Here is a 23,891-nt window from a genome sequence, read left to right as displayed (position 1 = left end):
ATAATTAAAGCGCCGGAAAGGAGAAGCGTCAATATTCCCCCGGCCAGCTGCATATATCTTTTGTGATGGATGTATCTTCTGGACTTTCGGATATCCTGTTCCAGAAGATTCTGAAAATCCAGGACAGAGCCATCCTCCTGCTCCACCAGCTGCTGTGTCACTTTGTTTACAATAAAGTATGTCTCAAGCTCATCATAACAGGAGGAACAATGTTCAATATGATCCAGAAATTCCTCCAGTTCATCTGTTTTCAGTGTGTGATTGATATATCTGGCTACCATGCTCTCTGCCGTCCGGCAGTCCAGTTCTGTGATCGGTGCTTTTCTGGTCATATAATTCCCTCCTGATCCGTTCTTTTTATCATATCATAAAAAAAGGTGATCCTCAACGTATTTCGCTGGAATCACCTCTGATCATTTAATTACAAATCCATCATTCTTCGGTTTCCGGATCAGATCCGTTTACCTCTTCTGACATCGGCATTGCTTCTGCAGCGCTCTCTTCCTGTACTGCAGATGTTGTTACTGCTGCAGGCGGAGTTTCCAGTATATGCATAAACTCTTCACCTGTAATCGTCTCATGCTCATACAGGTACTGTGCAAGCTCATGAAGTTTGCCTATATTATCCTGCAGGATCTTAAGAGCCTTATCATGCTGTGTCTTAACAAGCTCTACAACCTTTTTATCAATCAGGGTCTGCGTCTCAAAAGAACATGCAAGGGTCGCATCTCCTCCAAGATACTGATTGCTGACATTTTCCATTGCAACCATATCAAAATCATCACTCATACCAAAACGGGAGATCATTCCCCGGGCAATCTTGGTTGCCTGCTCGATGTCATTAGAAGCTCCTGTGGTAATAGACTGGAAAACCAGTTCCTCTGCCGCACGTCCTCCGGTAAAGGTTGCAATCTTGTTCTCCAGTTCCTCCTTGGACATCAGGAAATGTTCCTTTTCATCTACCTGCATAGTATATCCAAGTGCACCGGAAGTACGCGGAATGATCGTGATCTTGTGTACAGGTGCAGATTCTGTCTGCTTCGCTGCAACAAGAGCATGACCGATCTCATGATAGGATACAATAAGTTTTTCTTTATTGGACAGTACTCGGTTCTTCTTCTGATAGCCTGCGATAACTACCTCGATACTCTCCTCAAAATCAGCCTGAGTAGCAAACTTACGTCCGTCACGAACTGCACGCAGCGCAGCCTCGTTAACAATATTTGCAAGCTCCGCACCGGAAGCTCCTGCTGCTGCTTTTGCAATCTCATCGAAACGTACTGTATCCGCAATTTTAATCTTTTTGGCATGGACTTTTAAGATTTCCTCACGGCCAAGCAGATCCGGAAGTTCTACAGGAATCCGTCTGTCAAAACGTCCCGGACGGAGAAGCGCCGGGTCAAGAGAATCCGGTCTGTTGGTGGCCGCCAGGATCACTACGCCCTTGGAACCGTCAAAACCATCCATCTCTGTCAGAAGCTGGTTCAAGGTCTGTTCACGTTCATCATTTCCGCCTGAGAAGCCTGCGCCGTCACGTTTTTTACCAATGGTATCAATCTCATCAATAAATACAATACAAGGTGCTTTTTCATTGGCCTGTTTAAAAAGGTCACGGACCTTGGCCGCACCCATACCTACAAACATTTCCACAAACTCTGATCCGGAAATAGAGAAGAAAGGAACCTCTGCTTCTCCTGCAACTGCCTTTGCAAGAAGAGTTTTTCCTGTTCCCGGAGGCCCTACAAGAAGGGCTCCTTTCGGCATGGACGCACCGATTTCTGTATATTTCTGCGGATTATGAAGATAATCTACAATTTCTGTCAGAAGCTCTTTCGCCTCATCCTCTCCTGCAACATCAGAAAATTTGATTCCTGTCGAAGATTTTACATATACCTTGGCATTGCTTTTGCCAAAAGACATAGCGCCTCCCGGTCCCCCGTTGCCCATAGATGACATCATTTTTTTGCTGAGCCAGCGTCCCAGGAAAATAAAAATTCCAATAGGAATGATATAACTGAGGATCAGTGTCAGAAAAATGGAAGGACTTTCCGGAAGTACCTCGTCCATTACTACATTTGCTTCCAGGAGACGGTTTACCAGCTCCGGATCGTCCATCTGAACAGTCTTGCAGGTGAGCTTATTTCCGGTCTTCGGTGAAATCACCTCGTAATAAATATAGCCTTCTTCTATAGTTGCCTTTGTTACGTTTCCTTTTTCCACACTTTTGATAAAAGTGGAATAATCAGTCTTCTCAACACTTCTTTCCTGGATCGCCGGAACAACCAGAATGTTCAAAAGAACGATGATCACACCTACAATGATATAATACACATAAAGCGGTCGTTTTGTAGGCGTTTTGTCAGGTTTTTTGTCGCCTAAGTTCATATATTGTCTATCCTCCATCCCTGCTGCATCATATCAGATATGTTTTCTTATCATATCCTTATGTGCATAAAGTTATTTACCAAATGTAACATACCACCTTTTCCCTTGAAATTCAATGTTCTTCCTGTGAAATATTATAAATTTTTCATAAAGAATGCAAAAGAAAGACAAATTTTGTCTTGCACAATTTATTGTAATATGTTATTATAATTTACGGTTCATGTGCCGCTGTGGCGGAATTGGCAGACGCACTTGACTCAAAATCAAGCGGGTAACACCGTGCCGGTTCGAGTCCGGCCAGCGGCATGACTATCAGACTGTTGAGTTTCTCAGCAGTCTTTTTATTCTGAAAAAGACCGGATATCCACCCGGTCTTTTTTGTTTATTTCAGTTTGTCTGCATCCTCAAGAAGTTTTTCGTATACCGGAAAACAGTCAAAAGTAGCAAAATAATCCTTCGGCGTTTCTGCTCTGCGGATCAGCTGGAAGCTTCCGTCTTCATGAAGAAGTATCTCTGCTGATTTCAGCTTGCCGTTGTAATTATATCCCATAGCAAAACCATGAGCTCCTGTATCATGGATCACCAGGAGATCGCCTTTGTCAATCTTTGGAAGATAACGGTCAATGGCAAATTTGTCGTTGTTTTCACAGAGAGAGCCTGTAACATCATACAGATGGTCGCAGACCTCATGCTCTTTTCCCATAACCGTAATATGATGATAAGCACCATACATGGCCGGGCGCATCAGATTTACTGCACAGGCATCCACACCGATATATTCTTTATGTGTATGTTTTTCATGAATAGCCTTTGTAACAAGACAGCCGTATGGTCCCATCATAAAACGTCCCAGCTCCGTATAAATGGCAACATCTCCCATTCCCTCCGGAACAAGAACCTCTTCGTAAACTTTGCGGACACCCTCACCGATCACGCGGATATCATTAGCTTTCTGGTCCGGGCTGTATGGAATGCCGATACCTCCGGAAAGATTGATAAAGCTGATATGCGCTCCTGTTTCCTTCTGAAGCTTTACAGCAAGCTCAAACATGATCTTCGCCAGCATAGGATAATACTCGTTTGTCACAGTATTGCTGGCAAGAAATGCATGGATACCAAAGTTTTCTGCTCCTTTTTCTTTCAGGATACGGAATGCGTCAAAAATCTGCTCCGTTGTCATTCCGTATTTGGAATCTCCCGGATTATCCATAATATCATTGCTGATCTTAAAAAGTCCGCCCGGGTTGTAACGGCAGCTAATGGTTTTAGGAATTCTTCCTACAGACCGCTCCACAGCCTCAATATGGGTGATATCATCAAGGTTGATGATTCCGCCGATCTCATCTGCATAACGGAACTCCTCCTCCGGAGTATCATTGGAAGAAAACATAACGTCTCCGTCTTTGCAGCCCAGCGCTTTAGCCATCATCAGTTCCGTCATGGAAGAACAGTCACAGCCGCAGCCATACTCCTGAAGGATCTGGATCAGATAAGGATTTGGTGTTGCTTTTACAGCAAAGAACTCCTTAAATCCTTTATTCCATGCAAATGCCTCTTTCAGCGCCTTTGCATTTTCACGGATTCCCTTCTCATCATAAAGATGAAACGGAGTGGGAAACTGTGCTTCAATCTCTTTCAGCTTTTCCAGAGTAACAAAAGGTACTTTTTTCATAATAATCCTGTCTCCTCGTCTATGTTTTTCTCCTCGTTGTTTACTTCACATGCTCGTGAGTAAACAGATGATCCTGACAGTATTCATAATTACCGTTGCATTTGGAGCAGAAACGGAATTCCAGATTTGGATCATCCAGCTCTGTACGTCCGCAGATAGCACATTTATGCTTGGCAACACTGGCTCCCGTTGCAGGATCCACACGGCTCTGGGCCATGGCTTTTTTGAATTCTCTTCTCCTCTTCACTTCCTTTGGACGGAATCGGTACATGCTGATCCCACTGAAGAAAAACAGAATAAAATTCAAAAATGATGCTATAATAGGCACGGTCATTACCCATGCGCCGACGCGTATATAAGATATGATATTATACAGGATAATTGCTCCGTATACCCATCCCATCCATTTCATCTTGATCGGGATCACAAACCACAGAAGGATCTGCATATTGGGATAGCAGGCTGCATAAGCCAGAAAAACAGACATACTTACATAATACGTAGTAAATACTGCGCCTACCAGATATACACGGCCTGTAAAAAAATAAGTCAGGAAAGCCGCTGCCATCACAAACAGCAGTCCTGAAAAAATATACAGGTTATAGCGGAAGGTTCCCCAGGTACGTTCCAGGGAATTTCCAATAGGATAATAGAAAAAGAAAATAGAGATCACAAACAGCAAAAAGCTTCCTGTCTGAGGGGGATAGATCACCCAGGTGACCAGTCTCCAAATCTGTCCTTTCAGGATCATTGCCGGCTCAAGGCTCAGCATGTCCAGCATACCGGGATTTATAACCATAAGCAGATATCCCAGCACATAGCAGATCACCATATACATCGTCAGATTTGGGATCCCATATCTTCCAAATTTACGTTCCAGCTTGTCAATCCAATTCATAAAATCACTTGAGCTCCTTTTCATCATTAAATGACTGTCAGAAATATTTCTTCTTTGACAGTACGATCGCAGCGATCACGCTGAGTGCAATGGATATCAGAATAACGATGAGAAATCCCCATGGTGTTTTGGAAAACGGCATTCCTGCTGCACTTAAGTTCATTCCGTAGGCGCTGAAGATAATAGTCGGGATACTCATTACGATGGTGATCACAGAAAGGATCTTCATAACATCGTTCAGATTGTTGGATATTACTGATGCAAAAGCATCCATCATACTTCTTAAAATACCGCTGTAGATATTCGCCATCTCAATGGCCTGGGTATTCTCAATGATAACATCCTCCAGAAGCTCTGTATCCTCCGGATATTTCTTAATGCTTTCAATCTTGATCAGTTTCTCAAGCACCGCTTCATTTGACCTCAGGGAAGTGGTAAAATACACCAGTGATTTTTCCAGCTCCAGAAGTTCGATCAATTCCTGATTTCTGGGAGAAAGATGAAGCTTTTCCTCTACCTGTTCGCTCTTCTTATCTATAATACGCAGATAACGCAGATACATACTTGCATTCCGATAAAGGATCTGCAGAATAAAACGCGTTTTCATATAGGTAAAAAAGTTTCTGACACGGCCTTCCATAAATCGGGTCAATACCTGGGTATCTTCCAGGCAGATCGTAAAGATCATCTTATCTGTCACAATGATACCCAAAGGAATCGTACCATACCAGTCCTTGTCATTTCTCTCCTCGATCATAGGCACGTCCACCAGGATCAGAGTATAGTCATCCTCCACTTCGATACGGGAACGCTCCTCCTCATCCAGAGGGGCTCTGAGATCGTCTACCTCTATCTGAAACTGCTCTGAAATCTCAAAGATTTCTGTTGCCGTGGGATTGGTCAGTGCAATCCAGCAGCCATCCTGCGGTTCCTGTATTTCATGAATAGCCCCGTCAGATGTCCGAAACATTCTTATCACGATTCTGCTCCCCTTTCCACTCTCTGTTATGTCCCGGAGTCATGCTTCGGAACACCCTCAAACAAAATATAATTTACATTATAAGTTGTGCAGTGTCCTTTGTCAATTCTTATAGCTTGACATTAACAGGAATTTTATATTACCGGAACATTTCGTACATCATAAAATACATTTTCAGAAAGACTGAAAACTTGTCCTTAGATTTTGTTTATGATATAATAAGAACACTTAATAAATTCAGACAGTACGACAGACAGTTGCTGCAATCGGAATAAGCAGTAATGACAAACAAACTGAATTTGCAGAATCAGGAGGCAATCAGAATGGACAACAAAAAATATGTGGCATATGTGGGAACTTATACCCACGGATCCAGTAAAGGAATCCAGGTTTATGATGTTGACGTTGAAAAAGGAACTTTAACCGAACGAAACGAAGTAGAAGTCAGTAACTCCTCCCACACAGCACTTTCCAAAAACGGTCTTTTCCTCTATTCTATTGAAGATGAGGGTGTAGCTGTTTTTAAGCGTGATGAAAATGGGGATCTTACCAGAATCAACAGTGTTAGTATTGATGGAATGAGGGGATGCTTTCTTGCTACTGACGTAGACGGGAAATATCTTTATGTAGCCGGTTACCATGACGGAAAAGTAACCGTTGTTCACACACACAGAGACGGACGTCTGGGAAGTCTCATGGACGGCGTGTTCCACAAAGGTCTCGGCAGCGTAGCTGAACGAAATTTCCGTCCTCACGTAAACTGTGTACGCCCTACCCCGGACAACAAATATCTCTGTGCAGTAGACAACGGAATCGATCAGGTAAAGATTTACCGCATCAACAAAAGACGCCACAAACTGGAGCTTGTTGATATTCTCCGCTGCCCGAGAGAAAGCGGACCCAGGATCATCCGTTTCAGCGCAGACGGCCGCTTTGCCTATATTCTCTTTGAGCTGAGCAATGAGATCAAGGTATACAGCTATGACGGAAACGGACATCTGCCGGAATTCGAACTGATCCAGAGTATTTCCACACTCTGTAAAGAAAATGATAAAGACGCTATTCATAATGCAGCCTCCGGTCTTGCACTTGCACCAGACGGAAAACATCTTTTCTGTACCACAGCAGGGGAAAATTCTGTTTCCATGTATGAGATCGACCAGAAAACCGGTCTGCTTGAGAAGAAATTCACCCTTCCTATCAGCGGCGACTATCCTAAAGATCTGGTGATCTTCCCGGATAACCAGCACATTGCCATTGCCAACCATGCAAGCAACGAGATCACCGTATTCCGGGTAGATTACGAAAAAAATATCATTGTCATGAATGACAAGCCTCATAAGGTAGAAACTCCCAACAGTATCCATATCTGGCCGGTACCGGAAAAACCGGAGAAAAAAAAGGAAAATAAAGCGGAATCTGCAGAATAAACCGTCCTTCTAAAGAACAAAAGACTGATACGTCCTGGAAACGAAGTTCCATATGGCTTATCAGTCTTTTTTGTTTTTATGCTTCTCTTTTGAAAACCACCTGGTTTTCTTTTATGGTCTGCAGTATCTGTATATCTGCCAGCTGATCTTCCGCTGTTTTCAGAGGATCCCTGTCAAGAATAACAAAATCCGCAGTTTTTCCCGGTTCGATGGTTCCCTTTTCTGCTTCTTCATGATACTGGTATGCGCCGTAAACAGTAATAGCCTTCAGCGCCTCCAGAACCGGGATTTTTTCATCTGCACCGATACTCTGTCCTGTTTTTGACACACGGTTTACCGCACAGGAAACTGTCCGCATCATATCCGGCGGCACTACCGGCGTATCCTGATGGAAAGTAAACTTCATTCCATATTCCACAGCGTCTCCGGCCGGAGAAATATGTCCGCCTCTTACCGGGCCAAAGTTTTTCATATGGATATCGCCCCAGTAATAAGTATGCGCAATAAAAAAGCTGGGCATCATTCCTATTTCCGCCATCCTTTTCAGCTGTTCTTTTCTTACCAGCTGGGCATGAACCATTACCGCCCGGAAAGCATCCCGTTTTTCTCTTTTTTCCAGTTCCTTTTCAAACTGTGAAACATACTGTTCCGCAGCCGCGTCTCCATTACAGTGAGCAAGAAGCTGCTGTTTTTTATCCAGCGCCAGGGAAATATATTCCCGCAGCTTTTCATCGCTGTGAATGGGATATCCCCTGTATTCCTGTTCTCCCTCATAAGGCTCCAGCATCCAGGCAGTTTTGCCCTGAGGAGAGCCGTCCAGAAAAATCTTATACCCGCCTATTTTCAGATGATCCTGATAAGCTCCCACGTATTCCGGCTCCTCATCGATCAAGTCCGCTGCTGTCATAATATCCAGATAGCCTACGATATCCAGCTTCAGGATTCCCATTTTGGCCGCAGCCTTCAAAAGCTGAAACAGAGGTCTTCCTACCATGCCGTCCTGCACTGTGGTGATGCCATAAGAGGCATACAGGTTCTGGGCTTCTTTCATCAGCTTCATCAATTCTTCCACAGAGGTCATGGGAAGGCCTGACTGAAATTCCAGAAAGGCTTTTTCTTCCATATATCCATCGGGAGTTCTTGTTCCCGGAACCCTGCCGTATTTTCCATCAGGACGGTCCTCCGTGTGTTCGTCAATTCCCTGAAGCTCCAGTCCCTTACTGTTTGTCACACCCATATGAGAGGACGCATGGATCAGAAGCACGGGATTTGTGGAGCTGATTTTATCCAGCACATATCTGTCCGGATGTCTTTCTTCTTCAAGGAAATTATGGTCATAATTGCAGCCTACGATCCAGGCATCCTCCGGAAGATGTCTTTTTTCCTTAAAGGCTTTCATGGCATCTACAATATCTGCAAAATTTTTGCAGTCTGACAATTCACACTGGGTCATGGAGTTTGCTGTTCCCACAAAATGAGAATGTCCGTCAATAAAACCCGGAAGCATAACCGATCCCTTCAGATCCACAGTCTCGTCTCCCTCTGTACGAAAACTTAAAACCTCTTCCCTGCTTCCCACTGCCGTAATGCGGCCGTTTTCCACACATACCGCTTCTGCATACAGTTTCTTTTCTTCCATGGTGAGAATAGTTCCGTTTATATAAAATGTTTTCATGACAGCCTCCTTTGCATATGAAGAAAAGGGAACATGTTTTATTCTGCTCCCTTTCCTGCTTTTTATTTTTTATAAAACTCCTGCACTTTATCCAGCCGTGCATACATATTTCCAAAAAGTGCGTCCACAATCGCCAGAGCGCACATAGACTCCACCACGACCACTGCCCTTGGCACGATCACCGGATCGTGGCGGCCGTGGATCTCCAGAGATATATTTTCTCCCTGATCTGTTACAGTATCCTGAGGCTGGCTGATGGACGGGGTAGGCTTAATGGCAGCCCGGACAAGGATTTCGCTTCCGTCACTGATTCCACCCATAATGCCTCCCGCATGATTAGATGTTTTGGCAATGACGCCGTCATCAGAAATAAATCCGTCGTTATCCTGGGAGCCTTTCATTTCAGCCGCATGGAAACCTTCTCCGATCTCCACGCCCTTTACAGCTCCAATAGACATAACTGCCTGTGCCAGCACAGCATCCAGTTTCTCGAAAACAGGAGTGCCAAGACCTGCCGGCACACCCTGGATCCGGCACTCAATGATGCCGCCTGCACTGTCCAGATTCTTCATACACTCTTCCAGAAACTCACCTGCTTTTTTGGCTGCGGCTGCATCCGGCATATAAAAGGCATTATTGTTGATCTCTTCCGGAAGAAATTCCTGTATTTTTACCGGTCCAATGGACTTTGTATAAGTGCAGAAAGAAATTCCCATAGATTCCAGAAGCTTAAGGGCAATGGCTCCTGCCGCCACCCTTCCCAGAGTTTCTCTTCCGGAGGAACGTCCGCCGCCCCGGTAATCCCGGAATCCATACTTGGAACCAAAGGTAAAATCCGCGTGACCCGGACGGTAGGAATATGCAATATTCCCGTAATCCCGGGATCTCTGATCCATATTTCTTACCATAAGGGAAATGGGAGTTCCTGTTGTCCTGCCTTCAAAAACACCGGACAGGATCTCCACCTGATCTCCTTCTTTCCGTGCTGTTGTATAGCGGCTCTGTCCCGGTTTACGCCTGTCCAGCTGTTTCTGGATATCCTCTTCAGAAAGGGAAAGTCCCGCCGGACAGCCATCCACAACTGCGCCCAGAGCTTTCCCATGAGATTCTCCCCATGTAGTAACGGTAAAGTGACGTCCGAATGTGGATTTATTCATAAATTTCTCCTTTTGCCACAACCTCTTCAAATACTTTCAGTGTCTGTTGGATCACTTCATCTGAGTGGGCATCTGATAAGAACATTGCCTCAAACTGAGAAGGCGCCAGATGAACACCGCCCTTCAGCATGGCAAGGAAATAGTTTGCAAAAGCTTTTGTATCAGAGGTTTTTGCAGAGGTATAATCGCAGACCTCTTCTCCGGTAAAGAAAATGCTCCCAAGGGAGGAAATATGGTTCAGATGACAGGTAAGTCCTGCTTTTTCTGCGATTTTCTTCATTCCCTCATAAAGCTTTTCGCCCTTCTCCTCAAGACCTGCATAAACCTCCGGATGAGTATAAAGATATTTCAGCTGAGTCAGTCCTGCCGCCATGGCAACCGGATTTCCGCTTAAGGTTCCTGCCTGATAAACAGGACCGGAAGGAGAAACCATTTCCATGATCTCTTTTCTGCCGCCGTAAGCGCCTACCGGCATACCTGCGCCGATAATCTTTCCATAAGTAACCATATCCGGTGTTACCCCAAAATATTCTGCCGCTCCGCCAAAGGCAAGGCGGAAGCCTGTGATCACCTCATCAAAAATAAGAATCGCACCATATTTATCACAAAGCTCTCTCAGTCCCTGAAGGAATCCTTCTTTTGGAAGGACAACTCCCATATTGGCTGCCACCGGCTCTACGATCACAGCCGCCACCTGGTCAGGAGCACTTTCCAGAAGCGTACGCACGCTGTCCAGATCATTATAAACTGCTGTCATGGTATCCTGGGTACAGCCTGCCGGAACACCGGCGCTGTCCGGAACGCCGCTTGTCATCACACCAGATCCGGCGCTTACCAGAAGAGCATCGCTGTGTCCGTGATAGCAGCCTGCAAATTTAATGATCTTATTTCTTCCGGTAAAGCCTCTTGCCGCACGGACAGCGCTCATTACTGCCTCTGTGCCGGAGTTTACCATACGGACCATTTCCACATGGGGGAGATGGTCGCAGATAAATTCCGCCATCTCTACCTCTACCGCTGTAGCGCAGCCAAAGCTTAAGCCTTTTTCACAGGCCTTTACCACTGCTTCGCGGATCTCCGGGAAATTATGGCCCAGGATCATGGGTCCCCAGGAATCAATATAGTCGATATATTCATTTCCGTCTGCATCATAAATATGGCAGCCGTCTGCGTGGTCGATAAATCTGGGGGCTTCGCCGATCGCTCCATAAGCACGGACCGGACTGTTGACACCGCCCGGGATTCTTTTTACTGCTCTCTGAAATAATTCTTCTGATCTGGTCATCAGCCGATCCTCCCTTCCTGGATAAATCCTGCAAGCTCTTTTGCATAATAAGTCAGATAAATCTGTACGCCTGCACGGTAAGCGCTTGCTGCCATCTCGCATACGATCTTATCTTCTTCGATCCATCCCATTTTTGCAGCTGCTTTTACCATGGCATACTCACCACTGACACTGTAGGCTGCAACAGGTACGTTCGTCGCTTTGTGGACTTCGGAAACCATATCCAGATAAGACATAGCAGGTTTGATCATAATGATATCTGCACCCTCTTCAATATCTGTCAGAGCTTCCTTCATGCCTTCTCTTCGGTTATGGTAATCCATCTGGTAGCTTTTACGGTCGCCGAACGCCGGAGCAGAGCCTGCAGCATCACGGAAAGGACCATAAAAGGCAGAAGCATATTTAACTGCATAGGACATAATGGGAGTTTCTTTATGACCTGCTTTGTCCAGGCATTCCCGAATGGCGCGGACACGGCCGTCCATCATATCGGAAGGAGCCACCATATCTGCACCTGCCTCCACATGGGAAAGTGCCGTCTTGGAAAGAAGCTCCAAAGTCGCATCATTTTCTACCTCATGACCGCAGAGCACACCGCAGTGACCATGGGAAGTATACTCGCACATACAGACATCTGTAATATAATACATATCAGGAAACTGTTTTTTCGCCTCACGAAGTGCCTTCTGGACAATGCCGTCCTGTGCATAAGCGCCGCTTCCCACCTCATCTTTGTGATCCGGAATTCCAAACAGCATCACACTGGACACACCTGCTTTTGAAAGATTTTCCAGTTCATAGGGAAGCTGATCCACGCTGTAGCGGAACTGCCCTTCCATAGACGGGATTTCTTCCTTAATGTTGTGTCCTTCGCGGACAAATAAAGGATAGATCAGCGAGGATTTGTCAATCCTTGTCTCTCTTACCATTTTTCTCAGTGTCTCACTGCCTCTCAGTCTTCTTGGTCTCTGGATTAAATCCATGTTTCTCACTCTCTTTCCTTTTTCTCTTTTATTTCTTCCACCAGTCGGATCAGCTCCTCAATGGTGGCCTTTTCAGCCATATAAGTTTCCATGCCAAAAGCATCTGCTGCCGCTTTTGTCTGCTTTCCGATGCAGGCTGCGGTAAGTCCGGCATAGTCGGCGCTTCCCACACTTTCTGCGAAGCCTTTTACTGTAGACGCGCTGGTAAATACCACGCAGTCAATCTGATTTTTTTCAATTTCTTTCTGAATATCAATAATCCGGCTGCTTTCGTAAACAGTCTCATAGGTAGGGATATCATCTACAATACCCCCTGCTTTTTCCATAAGCTTTACCAGATTTTCATTTCCCTTCTGCGCCCTTGGAAGAAGAATATGCTCTCCTCCCTGAAGCTGTGCCGCCAGTACTTCTCCAAGGGAATCCCCGTCATATACCTCCGGCATTAAGTCTACCAGAAGTCCTCTGTCCTCCAGAACCTTCCGGGTACCCTGTCCGATAGCTGCAAGCTTCAATCCAAAAAGACTGCGGATATCTGTGTGGTGCTTTTTCAACTCTTCAAAAAAGATCTCCGCACCGGTAGGGCTGGTAAACACCGCCCACTGATATTTCCGGATCTCGTCCAGAGCCTGATAAAGTCTGCTCTGATCTTCCAGAGCTACAGTACGGATAGAAGGAAGCTCCAGAACCTCTGCCCCTTTTTCCCGGAGAAGTTCTGTAGTACGGGAGCTTCTGTTTTTCGGTCTTGTGACCAGCACCTTCCAGCCCATAAGGGGAAGTCTTTCATACCATCCAAACTCATCTGCCAGAGCGCATACCTTACCAACTACAATGATGGCCGGTGTTTCAATTCCCTGACGCTTTACTTCATCCTCCAGCGTACTTACTGTGGCAACAATCTTTTTCTGACCTGCTGTAGTTCCCTTCTGGAGAATGGCTGCCGGCATCTGCGGATCCATGTCTGCATTCAGAAGTCCCTGACAAATATCGTGAAGGGCAGCTACTCCCATAAGAAATACCAGTGTTCCCCTGGTTTCTGCCAGTGCGCGAAAATTAATGTCATACTCTTTTCCGGCTCTTCTGTGTCCGGTAATAATGTGAAGGGAGGAACAGAAATCCCGATGTGTTACAGGGATTCCGTTATATGCCGGAACTGCCAGAGAGGAGGTCACACCCGGAACTACCTCATAAGGGATTCCATGCTCTGTCAGAAGCTCCAGCTCCTCGCCGCCTCTTCCAAAAAGGAACGGATCTCCGCCTTTCAGACGTACCACCCGATATCCCTTCTGGGCTTCCCGAAGAAGAACCTGATTGATTTCCTCCTGTGGAAGCGTATGCTTATCCGCACGCTTGCCTACATAGATCAGGCGGGCAGAGTCCGGAATTTTTGTCAGGACACCCTGTCCCACCAGACTGTCATAAACCACTACCTCTGCCTGATTCAAAACTTCAAGACCTTTCAGCGTAAAAAGTCCGGCATCTCCCGGACCTGCGCCTACCAGCCAAACCTTTCCAACACTCATGCTGTCTCTCCTTTTTCCATGGATTCTTTCAGACGTTTTGCCAGTTCTGTTCCCAGTTCCTCTGCCTGCGTAAGCTCGCCCTCTGCTTCTCCTTTGATATAGGTTCCGTCTTCTTCCCTGTAGTACAGCCCCCGAAGCAGCAGTTTTCCCTGGCGGATCTCACCATAAGCAGCCACAGGAGAAGAACACCCTCCATCCAGATACCGGACGTAAGCCCGTTCCGCAGTACCGCAGATCCAGGCCTCTTGATCGCAGTATCCGTCCAGACAGGAATAATCTTCTCCCTTTCTTCCCTGCACAGCCAGGATTCCCTGACCTGCTGCCGGAAGGATCTCTTCTACTGTAAAGTACCGGTTGATCCGGTCTTCCAGTCCCAGGCGCTTCAGTCCCGCCGCCGCAAGGATCAATCCGGAATATTCTCCGGCATCCAGCTTGCGGAGTCTTGTCTGAAGGTTTCCGCGGATGCTTTTTACCTCCATATCCGGATAAAGATTTTTCAGCTGCAGAGTTCTCCGAAGACTGGAACAGCCCAGAGGCTTTGTTTTATCTAATTCTTCTGTTCCTTCAGGAAGCACCAGAACGTCCCTTGGATCTTCTCTTTTGGAAAAAGCCAGAAGGGGAAGCTCCTCCGGAACCTCCATGGGCATATCCTTCAGGCTGTGGACAGAAAGATCTGATCTTTTTTCCATAAGGGCAAGATCCAGTTCTTTTACAAAAAGTCCTTTTCCTCCAACTTTATCCAAAGTCCTGTCAAGGATCTTGTCTCCTGTTGTTTTCATCGTCAGAATCTCTGTATGTATTTCCGGATGCTTTTCATTAAGAAAGCTCTGTACCATTTCACTCTGCAGCACAGCAAGCTTACTTTCCCGGCTTCCGATGATTATCTTATTCTCCGTCATTTTCTGCACCTTCCTCCATAGCCTCCTGAATAGCGACTCTGACTTTTTTTGCCCGCTTATGATCCAGACCGCTGGCTGTCACGCCTACTACCAGCTCATCCTTCATATAAATTCCCGGAAAATAAAAATCACATTTATTTTTATCGTCTGCAATGTTTACATAAATACCCTCTTCCTTACAGACACGATAGATTTCATCATTTAATTTCCAGTCGTTGGTGGCTGCGATAACCATATATGCCATCTGAAAATCCGTTCTTTTTACGGGACGGGTGATCAGGTTTACATATCCTGTCTTGCCCAGTTCCTGAAGCTCCACTGTACATTTCGGCGCAATGGCAGTTACGTTTCTTGTAAACTGAAGCAATGTTTTTACTCTTCGTGTGGCAATGTTTCCGCCTCCTACCACTACGATCTTTTTATCTGAAAGATCCACAAACATGGGAAAATACCGTTTATTCTTCATAGAGCTTCTCCAATCCTGCCACACATTCCAGGAAGGTTTCCTGATTCAGACAGTCTCTCAGCCCGAAGATCAGTTTGTTTACCACCTTGCCTGCCGCTGTGTCTACTGCCTCAAGAAGCTTCTGTCTGTCTTCCTGTTCCATTGGCGTTTTTTTCAGTATTTTTTCAATGCGGAGGTTCAGGTCCTCCACTGCGTCATCCCGGATTTCCTGTATTCTCGGGATCACATCTCTTCCCTCCAGCCACTGGTAAAATTCCTCCAGCTGCTCCTGAACGATTCTGTCTGCCTTTTCGATGCTTTTCTTCTGCTCCGGAGAGGCTCCGGCTGAATGAAAGCTGTCCATGTCATAAAGGGTGATCCCCTCAATCTCTGAAAGCGCAGGATCAATATCCCGGGGTACCGCAAGATCCAGAAGGATCAGCGGCCGCTCCAGTGTCAGCTGGGCAAAATCTTCCGCCTTCAAAGTAAAATTCGGGCTTGCCGTTGCACTGACCACAAGATCACACTGAGGGACGTACTCCATCCGTTCTCCGTAATGGATTCTTTTGCAGCCCGCAGGAATTTCTACAATACCGCTTCTGTACTGACGTACTGTCACGGTCACATCACCTCCGTTTTCACGAAGAGTCTGGGCTGCCACCTTGCCCATTTCTCCGTTTCCGATCACCATGCAGGTCTTTCCCCGGGCTTCATACCCCTGCTCTTTCAGTGTGCTTAAAGCCTGATGGATCACAGAAGGATTTCCATGGGCCAGAGGAGCTTCTGTTTTAATCCTTTTGCCAACTGTTGCAGCCATACGAAAAAGAACCTCCAACACACTGTCCGAGGCAAAATGTTCTCTGGCAAAATTCAGGGCTTCCTTGATCTGGGTAAGGATCTGATCTTCCCCCAGGATCTGGGATTTCAGCCCCCCTGCCAGGTGAAACAGGTGGCTGACCGCCTCCCTGTCCTTTCTTGTAATAAAATAATCTTCATAGGAGCTGTCCTCAATCCCCTTCAGTTCACAAAGACACTGATACAGAGAAAGCTCCTTTTCCTCTTCATGACTCGCCCAGATTTCAAGGCGGTTGCAGGTAGAAAGGATCACGCAGCCATAGATTCCTGCTTTTTCTTTCAGCTGCTCCATCGCTTCCCCTGCATTCTTTTTTGTAAAGGCAAATAATGCCCGTATATCAACCGGCGCACGGCCATGGTCTATTCCAATCATGGAAATCGTCATAATGCTTCTCCTTTGTACAAAACACAGCGTCGGTGTACAAGGAGAAACGCTCTCCCTGTACACCAACACTATCATTCCTTATGATAAACATTACAACGCACAATGTCAATGCTGACAGGGTTTTTTCCACAAATTTACCGGGCTTCCACAGTCTTAGTAGCAACGATGTCCACTCCGGTTTCTGCCACATTGCAAAGTATGGTCTGTCCCATACGGACAGGAGCCAAAACCCGGATTCCTTTCAGTGCCCTGACACAGTCAAATATCTTTTCTTTTGGGATATCTGTTTTTGTTTTTACGGAAACTGCAGGAAGCTTTCCTCCTTCTACTGCAACAGTTGTTGTCACGGTCCTTACCGGAGATATAACCTCCTGTTCCCCGTAGATTTTTCCCTTTTTGCAGGTGTTTCCTTCCACAGAAACCACTTTCTGTCCGCTGAGGTTTACAGTCAGAGCACAGCCCATAGGACAGCCAATACAGGTAAGATATCTTTTTTCCATGTTTACGCCTCCTCCATGCTTATGGTGATCTTTTTCAGCTGTGAAAATTCTGCCAGCTGTTCTTTTTTCAGTGTCAGCTCCTCCATTTCTCCCGGAGCTGCATAAAGACGTTTTTTATGGATCACCTGCTCCTCATCAAACCGGACATTGACATAGCAGTTTCGATAGACTTTTCCTACACGGAAACGTACTTTCATACTGTCTTCCATGTACTCCGGACGGACAAATGACGGAACCGTATAACGGACACCCTCTCCGTTTTCCAGCGGTATCTGTTTCTGTGAGAATCCTGCTTCCGTTTTTTCCGCTTTTCTTCTGGTTCTAAGATATTCTGCCGCATGTCTTCCTGCTGCCTCTGCCTCCTCTGATACAAAGTCTACCAGATCATGAACATGAAGTACATTTCCGCAGGCAAACACTCCGTCCACACTCGTTTCCAGGCTTTCACTGACCTGTGGTCCGGAAGTGACAGGATTCAGTTCCACTCCCATCTCTCTGGAAAGCTCATTTTCCGGGATCAAGCCTACAGAAAGCAGAAGCGTATCACAGCTATATTCTTCCTCCGTTCCCGGTACAGGCTTTCCTTTTTCATCTACCTGTGCAAGAGTTACTCCCTCTACCCGTTCTTTGCCCTTGATATCTACAACTGTATGACTAAGCTTCAGCGGGATGCCAAAATCATCCAGACACTGGACAATGTTCCGTTTCAGACCTCCTGAATAAGGCATAAGCTCTGCCACAACCTTAACCTTTGCACCTTCCAGAGTCATTCTTCTTGCCATGATCAGACCAATATCTCCGGAACCCAGGATCACCACCTCCCTTCCCGGAAGACGGCCTTCCATATTTACAAGCCTCTGGGCAGTACCTGCAGAAAAAATCCCGGCCGGACGGTATCCGGGTATGTTCAGCGCTCCCCTTGACCGTTCTCTGCACCCCATGGCAAGGATCACTGCCTCTGCCTGGATTTCCAGAAGTCCTTCTTCTCTGTTCAGAGCAGTGATCTTTTTATCCGGACTGATATCTATAACCATGGTATTCAGCCGGTACTCCACCTCTGCTTCCTGTGCCATCCGGATAAATCTTTCTGCATATTCCGGTCCTGTAAGCTCTTCCTTAAAGGTATGAAGACCGAAACCATTATGGATACACTGATTTAAGATTCCTCCCAGTTCCCGGTCTCTTTCCAGGATCAGAACCTTTTTCATTCCGTTTTTCTTTGCGGATATGGCTGCCGCCAGTCCTGCCGGTCCGCCTCCAATAACCACTATCTCATAGTTTTCCATGATCTTTCCTCCCGCTTTCTGTATTTTTCACAATGAATCCTTATTCACACCTTCTATAATTCCGGAATGCCCTCCAGTCTTGGTAATATCTGCCATATCCACATGTAATTCTCTGGCCAGGATCTCCATGGTCCTGGGTGCACAGAAACCGGACTGACACCTTCCCATACCGGCTCTTGTCCTTCGCTTGATCCCATCCAGGGATTTTGCTCCCAGAGGTCTGTGGATGGCATCCAGGATTTCTCCCTCTGTGATCTTTTCGCAGCGGCAGACGATATTTCCATAAGCAGGCTGTTCTTTTATCAGCTTCCGATACGCTTCTTTATCAAGAGTTTTTGGATCAAGGATCCCCTTTCTTTCAGAAATAAAATCTGTTTTTTCTTTCAGTCCCATTTTTTCTTTCAGGATTCCTGCTGCCATTTCACCGACAGCAGGAGCTGCCGTCAGTCCCGGTGATTCAATGCCCGCACAGTCCAGAAAGCCCGGTGCATCCTCCGGTTCTCCTATAATGAAATCATCTCCGTCCTCATGGGCACGCAGTCCTGCAAAAGAAGTAATCACCTGACGCATAGGAAGATTCTTTACATTCATCCCTGCTTTTTCCAGAACCTGATCCAGACCTTCTCTGGTGGTGCAGGTACCCTCTTTATTATCCGTATCTATGGCAGTTGGACCCAGAAGCAGATTTCCATGTACGGTAGGCGCCACAAGAATTCCTTTGCCATATTTTCCCGGAAGAGCAAAAATCGTATGAGAAACATGATTTCCTGCACTGTGATCCAAAAGACAGTATTCGCCTCGTCTGGCTGTAATATGTAATTTTTTCCCACTGACCATATTATGGATCCTGTCTGCATAAACGCCTGCTCCATTTACGATCCATCTGCCACGGAAGATTCCTCTGGAGGTGGAAACCTCCCATCCTTCCTCCAGCCTGCTGATTCCATTTACTTCCGTGTCAAAATAAAATACCACTCCGTTTGCCGCCGCATTTTCTCCAAAAGCAATATTCATACCAAAAGGACATACAATTCCTGCCGCAGGCGCATACAAAGCCGCATATACCTGATCTGAAATATTCGGTTCCATCTCCTTCACCTGTTCTCCATCAAGAATTCTGAGATCCCTGACTCCGTTTTTGATCCCTCTGTCATAAAGCTCCTTAAGACGCGGAAAATCCTCTTCATGGAGGCAGATCACCAGAGATCCGTTTCTCTTAAATGGAAAGTCCAGTTCCTGCGCCAGCTTTTCCATCATTTCACTGCCTCTTACATTGAGCTTTGCTTTCAGGGAACCTTCCCTGGCATCATAACCGGCATGGACAATGGCGCTGTTTGCCTTTGAAGTACCGCAGCAAAGATCCTCTTCCTTTTCCAGCACACAGATCTTTGCCTGATATCTGGATAATTCTCTTGCACAGGCAGTGCCCGTCACACCTGCGCCAATAATCACTACGTCATACATCATGTTCTCTCTCCTTTTCACCTGATTCAAAAAGCCTGACAAATAAACGCATCTTTTCTGTGCGCTATCTGTCAGGCTCTCTTCTCTCTTGCCTTAATAATTCAGTTTTATCATTCCGCAGCCGCTTCCTACATCCTCCACACCTGATGACAGGTAGAAGAAACCCCGCAGGCTCCTGCATCCAGTGCCGCCATTACCGACTCTCTGTCTGAGATCAGTCCTCCTGCAATGATCCTGGTCTTTATAGACTGACTAAGCTTCCTGATGATCTTTGGCATCACCCCGGGAAGCACCTCCATAAAGTCCGGTTTTACACTGTGCTGCTGGCTACAGATATTTTCATATGCCATAGAATCCAGAAGGAATACCCTAAGGACTGTATACATGGACAATTCCCTTGCCCGTTTGATCAGCGCCGGTCTGGTAGTGATGATCCCATCTGCCTCTGTGTCTGTATGGACAAAATCAACAGCAATCTCTCTTGTACTGAGACCGCTGATCAGATCCACATGAACCATGGCGATCTTACCGGCATCCTTTACTGTCTTTACGATTTCTTTCAGGGAACAGATGTCTCCATACAGAATAAAAACAATCTGTATTTCCGGAATACTGCAGCATTCCTTCAAATCTTCCGGACTTTTTATTGCCGCAATAATTGGATTGTCTTCTACTGCATCAAAAAATCTCTGGTCCATCTGTCTCATCCTGTCTTTCCTCTGGAACTGTTTTTACTATAGCATATAAAAAAGAAAAGTTCAATAAAATACATGTTAAATCCATGTATCAGATCACTTTATATAAGGACAGCCTTCTCCCATAAGATCTTCCAATGTGATTCCGTCAAAATACTCGTTGATCAGCTTATAAAAGTCCTGCCACATGCCGAGAGTTCTGCATTCTCCGGCTCTCTCGCAAAGATTCGGCTCATCTTCAAGACAGGCAATAGGCGCCAGAGACCCCTCTGTCAGTCTCAGAATACTGCCTACGGTATATTCTCCCGGGGCTTTTGACAGACGGTAGCCGCCTCCTTTTCCTCTGAGTGCATGAACAAATTTATTTTTGCTTAATACAGATACGATAGATTCCAGGTATTTTTCAGAAACTTCCTGTCTTTTTGCAATATCCATCAGTGGGATATATTGTCCTTTATCATGTTCTGCCAGATCCAGCATTACCCGGATGGCATATCGTCCTCTTGTGGAAATTTTCATCTTTTCAGTCTCTTCCTTTACTGTTCATCATAGGTTTCCAGAAAATGATGCTTCACACCATCTTTCTTATAGGCTACTACCGTATTCAGATTTACATTTTCCACGCTTTTGAAAATATTAAATTCAATTACCGGATCCTTCTGGGCAAGGGTATGGATCAGTTCCTTTACCTCAGCTCTCTTTGAGCTTTTATCGGTCTCCTCTTTATTTGCACATTGTTCTGTAAAACGGCAGGCACATCTGAGGAAGCGAAGTCCATTATAATTTGCCCAGTGGATGATATCCTCCTCACGGATCAGATACATAGGACGAATCAGTTCCATCCCCTCAAAATTCGTACTGTGCAGCTTTGGCATCATGGTCTGCACCTGGGCACCGTAAAGCATCCCCATAAGGATTGTCTCGATCACATCATCATAATGATGTCCCAAAGCAATCTTGTTGCAGCCCAGTTCTTTCGCCCTGCTGTAAAGATAGCCTCTGCGCATACGGGCGCAGAGATAACAGGGAGAACTTTTTTCATCCTTCACAATATCAAAAATTTCTGATTCAAAAACAGTAATGGGAATGCCAAGAGTCCGGGCATTACTGAGGATCAGCTGATAATTGGCGTCGTTATAGCCTGGATTCATCACAAGAAAAACCACCTCAAAGTTTTTCTTTCCATGACGGGCAAGCTCCTGGAACAGTTTTGCCATCAGCATGGAATCTTTTCCTCCGGAAATGCATACAGCAATTTTATCTCCATCCTTGATCAGTTCATACTCATTAATAGCTTTGGTAAATCTTCTCCAGACAGGTTTCCGGAATTTCTTTATAATGCTTCTTTCAATTTCTTTCTGTCTGTCCTCTGTAATGGTTTTTTCCATGTTTCTCTCCGTTCTGATGGTTATTTTTTCGATTACTGCTGCTGAAACAACGGTGTAGAATAATATCGGTCTCCTGAATCCGGAAGAAGGACTACGATCGTCTTCCCTTTATTTTCCGGACGGCACGCAAGTTCTGCCGCTGCATGAAAAGCTGCCCCCGAAGAAATCCCTACAAGAAATCCTTCTTTTCTGGCAAGCAGTCTGGCTGCTGCAAAGGCATCCTCCGCCTCTACTGTGACTACTTCGTCATAAACTTCTGTATTCAGTACCTCCGGGACAAAGCCTGCCCCAATACCCTGAATCTTATGGGCGCCTGCCCTGCCCTGTGAAAGTACCGGAGAATCGGCAGGTTCCATTGCTACGATCTTTATATCCGGATTCTGTGATTTCAGATATTCTCCTGTGCCGGTGATCGTTCCGCCTGTACCTACACCGGCTACAAAAATATCCACTTTCCCGTCTGTATCTCTCCAGATCTCCGGTCCGGTAGTTTTTCTGTGCGCTTCTGCATTAGCCTGATTGACAAACTGTCCGGCAATAAAGCTTCCCGGAATTTCTTTTGCCAGCTCCTCTGCCCGGTCGATGGCCCCCTGCATTCCCCGTGCACCTTCTGTAAGAATAATCTCCGCACCATAAGCCTTCAGAATATTCTGCCTCTCCACACTCATGGTTTCCGGCATGGTAAGAACTACCCGATACCCCTTCACTGCCGCCAGAGCCGCCAGACCGATTCCTGTGTTGCCCGAAGTAGGCTCAATGATCACGGACCCTTCTTTCAGAATTCCGCGTTCTTCTGCATCCCGGATCATCTCTCTGGCTGCTCTGTCTTTCACACTGCCAGCCGGATTCAGATATTCCAGCTTTACCAGAATCTCCGCCTGAAGTCCCAGTTCTTTTTTTATATTAGACACCTGTATTAAAGGAGTATTACCTATCAGATCTTCTGTACTCTTATAAATCTTTGCCATATCTCGTTCCACCTTTCCTTCTGTGTCTTAATTTACATATTTATTTCATATGTTGGTATGATATTATCGACCTGCAAAAAAGTCAATATGAATTTTGTTTTTTGCCGTTTTTTGTTTTCTCCTCATGATTTTTATAGTATAATAGTCCACAGAGAAAAGAAACAAACTGCCTTTGGCAGATAACGGAGGATATTTCCATGGAACACAGTCACAAGGCCATTCTGGTAGTCAGCTTTGGCACAAGCTATGAGGATGCCAGAAAAGCAACTATAGAACGAATTGAAAACGATATAATTGCCGCTTTTCCCGAATACAGGATCTATCGTGCCTGGACAAGCCGGATGATTCTTTCAATCTTAAAAAAGCGGGATCAAATCATCATCCCCAATGTCTGCGAAGCTATGGAGCAGATGATCGATGACGGGATCACTGAGGTTATCGTGCAGCCTACCCACATTCTGGACGGCATTGAAAACCACATCATGAAAGATGAAGTTCTTTCTTATAAGAGCTGTTTTCAATCCATTTCCTTTGGCGCACCTTTGCTTTCCGGTCAAAAGGATGCAGAAACAATTGTCCATGCCATCGGAAAACGCTTTGAATATCTGGATAAAAATACTGCTTTGGTGCTGATGGGGCATGGCACTGCCCATCAGGCAAATGCTGTTTACGAAGAGCTGGGTCAGCTTTTTAAGGATATGGGGTATCCTCATATCTTTCTGGGTACGGTAGAATCCAGTCCTTCTGTGCAGGAACTGATCCAGGAGATCAGCAATTATGGGATTTCATCCCGGAACTGCGATTCCGCAGACAATGATCTTCCTGTAGAAAAAGTAGTTCTGGCTCCTTTTATGATCGTTGCCGGAGATCATGCCCATAACGATATGGCCGGAGAACATCCGGAATCCTGGACTTCCAGATTCCAAAATGCCGGTTACGAAGCGGAATCCGTCTTAAAAGGTCTGGGGGCTTACCAGAAAATACGGGAGCTGTTTGTTGAACATGTCCAGAATGCTATTAAT

At 45.8% G+C, this 23,891-nt stretch carries 22 protein-coding genes and 1 tRNA gene; 3 read left to right on the top strand and 20 right to left on the bottom strand.

Translation table 11 applies throughout. The features are described from left to right. Both RDS42_RS02755 and ftsH read right to left on the bottom strand, forming a co-directional pair. Positions 1 to 332: zf-HC2 domain-containing protein (locus RDS42_RS02755; RefSeq protein WP_308782260.1), on the bottom strand; the 332-nt coding region annotated here is incomplete at its 3' end. A 100-nt stretch (positions 333 to 432) separates the two neighbouring features. Further along, the gene (ftsH, locus tag RDS42_RS02750; protein WP_308782259.1) at positions 433 to 2,385 is read right to left on the bottom strand and encodes an ATP-dependent zinc metalloprotease FtsH; all 1,953 of its coding nucleotides are present in this window, start codon (positions 2,383 to 2,385) and stop codon (positions 433 to 435) included. A gap of 224 nt (positions 2,386 to 2,609) precedes the next feature. Here ftsH and RDS42_RS02745 point away from each other — a divergent pair. Beyond that, positions 2,610 to 2,691 (top strand) — tRNA-Leu (locus tag RDS42_RS02745). A gap of 76 nt (positions 2,692 to 2,767) precedes the next feature. Here RDS42_RS02745 and RDS42_RS02740 read toward each other — a convergent pair. Genes RDS42_RS02740 through RDS42_RS02730 form a run of 3 tightly spaced genes read right to left on the bottom strand, consistent with a single transcriptional unit; the run spans position 2,768 to position 5,934 of the window. After that, complete coding sequence (locus RDS42_RS02740; protein WP_308782258.1) at positions 2,768 to 4,057, bottom strand: diaminopimelate decarboxylase; 1,290 nt, start codon at positions 4,055 to 4,057, stop codon at positions 2,768 to 2,770. Positions 4,058 to 4,097: 40 nt separating this feature from the next. Continuing rightward, complete coding sequence (locus RDS42_RS02735) at positions 4,098 to 4,955, bottom strand: hypothetical protein (RefSeq protein WP_308782257.1); 858 nt, start codon at positions 4,953 to 4,955, stop codon at positions 4,098 to 4,100. Positions 4,956 to 4,992: 37 nt separating this feature from the next. Next, positions 4,993 to 5,934, bottom strand: a complete 942-nt coding sequence (locus tag RDS42_RS02730; RefSeq protein WP_308782256.1) for a magnesium transporter CorA family protein — start codon at positions 5,932 to 5,934, stop codon at positions 4,993 to 4,995. 323 nt (positions 5,935 to 6,257) lie between these two features. Here RDS42_RS02730 and RDS42_RS02725 point away from each other — a divergent pair, with 323 nt between their 5' ends. Beyond that, positions 6,258 to 7,364, top strand: a complete 1,107-nt coding sequence (locus RDS42_RS02725; RefSeq protein ID WP_308782255.1) for a lactonase family protein — start codon at positions 6,258 to 6,260, stop codon at positions 7,362 to 7,364. Positions 7,365 to 7,440: 76 nt separating this feature from the next. On the opposite strand, the gene RDS42_RS02720 is transcribed toward RDS42_RS02725, so the two are convergent. From RDS42_RS02720 to cysK, 15 genes are all read right to left on the bottom strand, one after another. Beyond that, on the bottom strand, positions 7,441 to 9,039 hold the full coding sequence (locus RDS42_RS02720) for an amidohydrolase (RefSeq protein WP_308782254.1): 1,599 nt from the start codon (positions 9,037 to 9,039) through the stop codon (positions 7,441 to 7,443). A gap of 62 nt (positions 9,040 to 9,101) precedes the next feature. Beyond that, positions 9,102 to 10,196: a chorismate synthase gene (gene aroC, locus RDS42_RS02715; protein WP_308782253.1), complete on the bottom strand. Its 1,095-nt coding sequence runs from the start codon at positions 10,194 to 10,196 to the stop codon at positions 9,102 to 9,104. Beyond that, positions 10,189 to 11,481: a glutamate-1-semialdehyde 2,1-aminomutase gene (hemL, locus tag RDS42_RS02710; protein ID WP_308782252.1), complete on the bottom strand. Its 1,293-nt coding sequence runs from the start codon at positions 11,479 to 11,481 to the stop codon at positions 10,189 to 10,191. Before hemL ends, aroC begins: the two co-directional genes overlap by 8 nt. Next, positions 11,481 to 12,464, bottom strand: coding sequence for a porphobilinogen synthase (gene hemB / locus RDS42_RS02705; RefSeq protein WP_308782251.1), 984 nt, complete (start codon positions 12,462 to 12,464; stop codon positions 11,481 to 11,483). Before hemB ends, hemL begins: the two co-directional genes overlap by 1 nt. A gap of 5 nt (positions 12,465 to 12,469) precedes the next feature. Next, positions 12,470 to 13,984, bottom strand: a complete 1,515-nt coding sequence (gene cobA / locus RDS42_RS02700) for a uroporphyrinogen-III C-methyltransferase (protein WP_308782250.1) — start codon at positions 13,982 to 13,984, stop codon at positions 12,470 to 12,472. After that, positions 13,981 to 14,883 carry a hydroxymethylbilane synthase gene (hemC, locus tag RDS42_RS02695; protein ID WP_308782249.1) on the bottom strand — a complete coding sequence of 301 codons (903 nt, stop codon included), beginning with the start codon at positions 14,881 to 14,883 and terminating at the stop codon, positions 13,981 to 13,983. Before hemC ends, cobA begins: the two co-directional genes overlap by 4 nt. Then, on the bottom strand, positions 14,870 to 15,349 hold the full coding sequence (locus RDS42_RS02690) for a bifunctional precorrin-2 dehydrogenase/sirohydrochlorin ferrochelatase (RefSeq protein ID WP_308782248.1): 480 nt from the start codon (positions 15,347 to 15,349) through the stop codon (positions 14,870 to 14,872). Before RDS42_RS02690 ends, hemC begins: the two co-directional genes overlap by 14 nt. After that, complete coding sequence (hemA, locus tag RDS42_RS02685) at positions 15,339 to 16,568, bottom strand: glutamyl-tRNA reductase (RefSeq protein WP_308782247.1); 1,230 nt, start codon at positions 16,566 to 16,568, stop codon at positions 15,339 to 15,341. The genes RDS42_RS02690 and hemA overlap by 11 nt, the downstream gene beginning before the upstream one ends. 134 nt (positions 16,569 to 16,702) lie before the next feature. Next, positions 16,703 to 17,068: a DUF1667 domain-containing protein gene (locus RDS42_RS02680; protein WP_308782246.1), complete on the bottom strand. Its 366-nt coding sequence runs from the start codon at positions 17,066 to 17,068 to the stop codon at positions 16,703 to 16,705. A gap of 2 nt (positions 17,069 to 17,070) precedes the next feature. Next, the gene (locus tag RDS42_RS02675; RefSeq protein WP_308782245.1) at positions 17,071 to 18,354 is read right to left on the bottom strand and encodes an FAD-dependent oxidoreductase; all 1,284 of its coding nucleotides are present in this window, start codon (positions 18,352 to 18,354) and stop codon (positions 17,071 to 17,073) included. 27 nt (positions 18,355 to 18,381) lie between these two features. Then, on the bottom strand, positions 18,382 to 19,818 hold the full coding sequence (locus tag RDS42_RS02670) for an NAD(P)/FAD-dependent oxidoreductase (protein WP_308782262.1): 1,437 nt from the start codon (positions 19,816 to 19,818) through the stop codon (positions 18,382 to 18,384). Positions 19,819 to 19,946: 128 nt separating this feature from the next. Further along, positions 19,947 to 20,516 (bottom strand): glycerol-3-phosphate responsive antiterminator, encoded by a 570-nt coding sequence (locus RDS42_RS02665; RefSeq protein ID WP_308782261.1) that lies wholly within the window; start codon positions 20,514 to 20,516, stop codon positions 19,947 to 19,949. Between the two features lie 93 nt (positions 20,517 to 20,609). After that, positions 20,610 to 21,032, bottom strand: a complete 423-nt coding sequence (locus tag RDS42_RS02660; protein WP_308782244.1) for an RrF2 family transcriptional regulator — start codon at positions 21,030 to 21,032, stop codon at positions 20,610 to 20,612. Between the two features lie 17 nt (positions 21,033 to 21,049). Continuing rightward, positions 21,050 to 21,901: an ATP-binding protein gene (locus RDS42_RS02655; RefSeq protein WP_308782243.1), complete on the bottom strand. Its 852-nt coding sequence runs from the start codon at positions 21,899 to 21,901 to the stop codon at positions 21,050 to 21,052. Between the two features lie 32 nt (positions 21,902 to 21,933). After that, positions 21,934 to 22,869 (bottom strand): cysteine synthase A, encoded by a 936-nt coding sequence (cysK, locus tag RDS42_RS02650; RefSeq protein WP_308782242.1) that lies wholly within the window; start codon positions 22,867 to 22,869, stop codon positions 21,934 to 21,936. Positions 22,870 to 23,066: 197 nt separating this feature from the next. On the opposite strand from cysK, the gene RDS42_RS02645 reads away from it, so the two are divergent. Continuing rightward, positions 23,067 to 23,891: sirohydrochlorin cobaltochelatase (locus RDS42_RS02645; protein WP_308782241.1), on the top strand; the 825-nt coding region annotated here is incomplete at its 3' end.

It is taken from the genome of uncultured Blautia sp. (assembly GCF_902497045.1).
Lineage (GTDB): Bacteria > Bacillota > Clostridia > Lachnospirales > Lachnospiraceae > Blautia_A.
The sequence above is the reverse complement of the archived record's forward strand: the minus strand, read 5'-3'. Positions and strand labels throughout refer to the sequence as shown.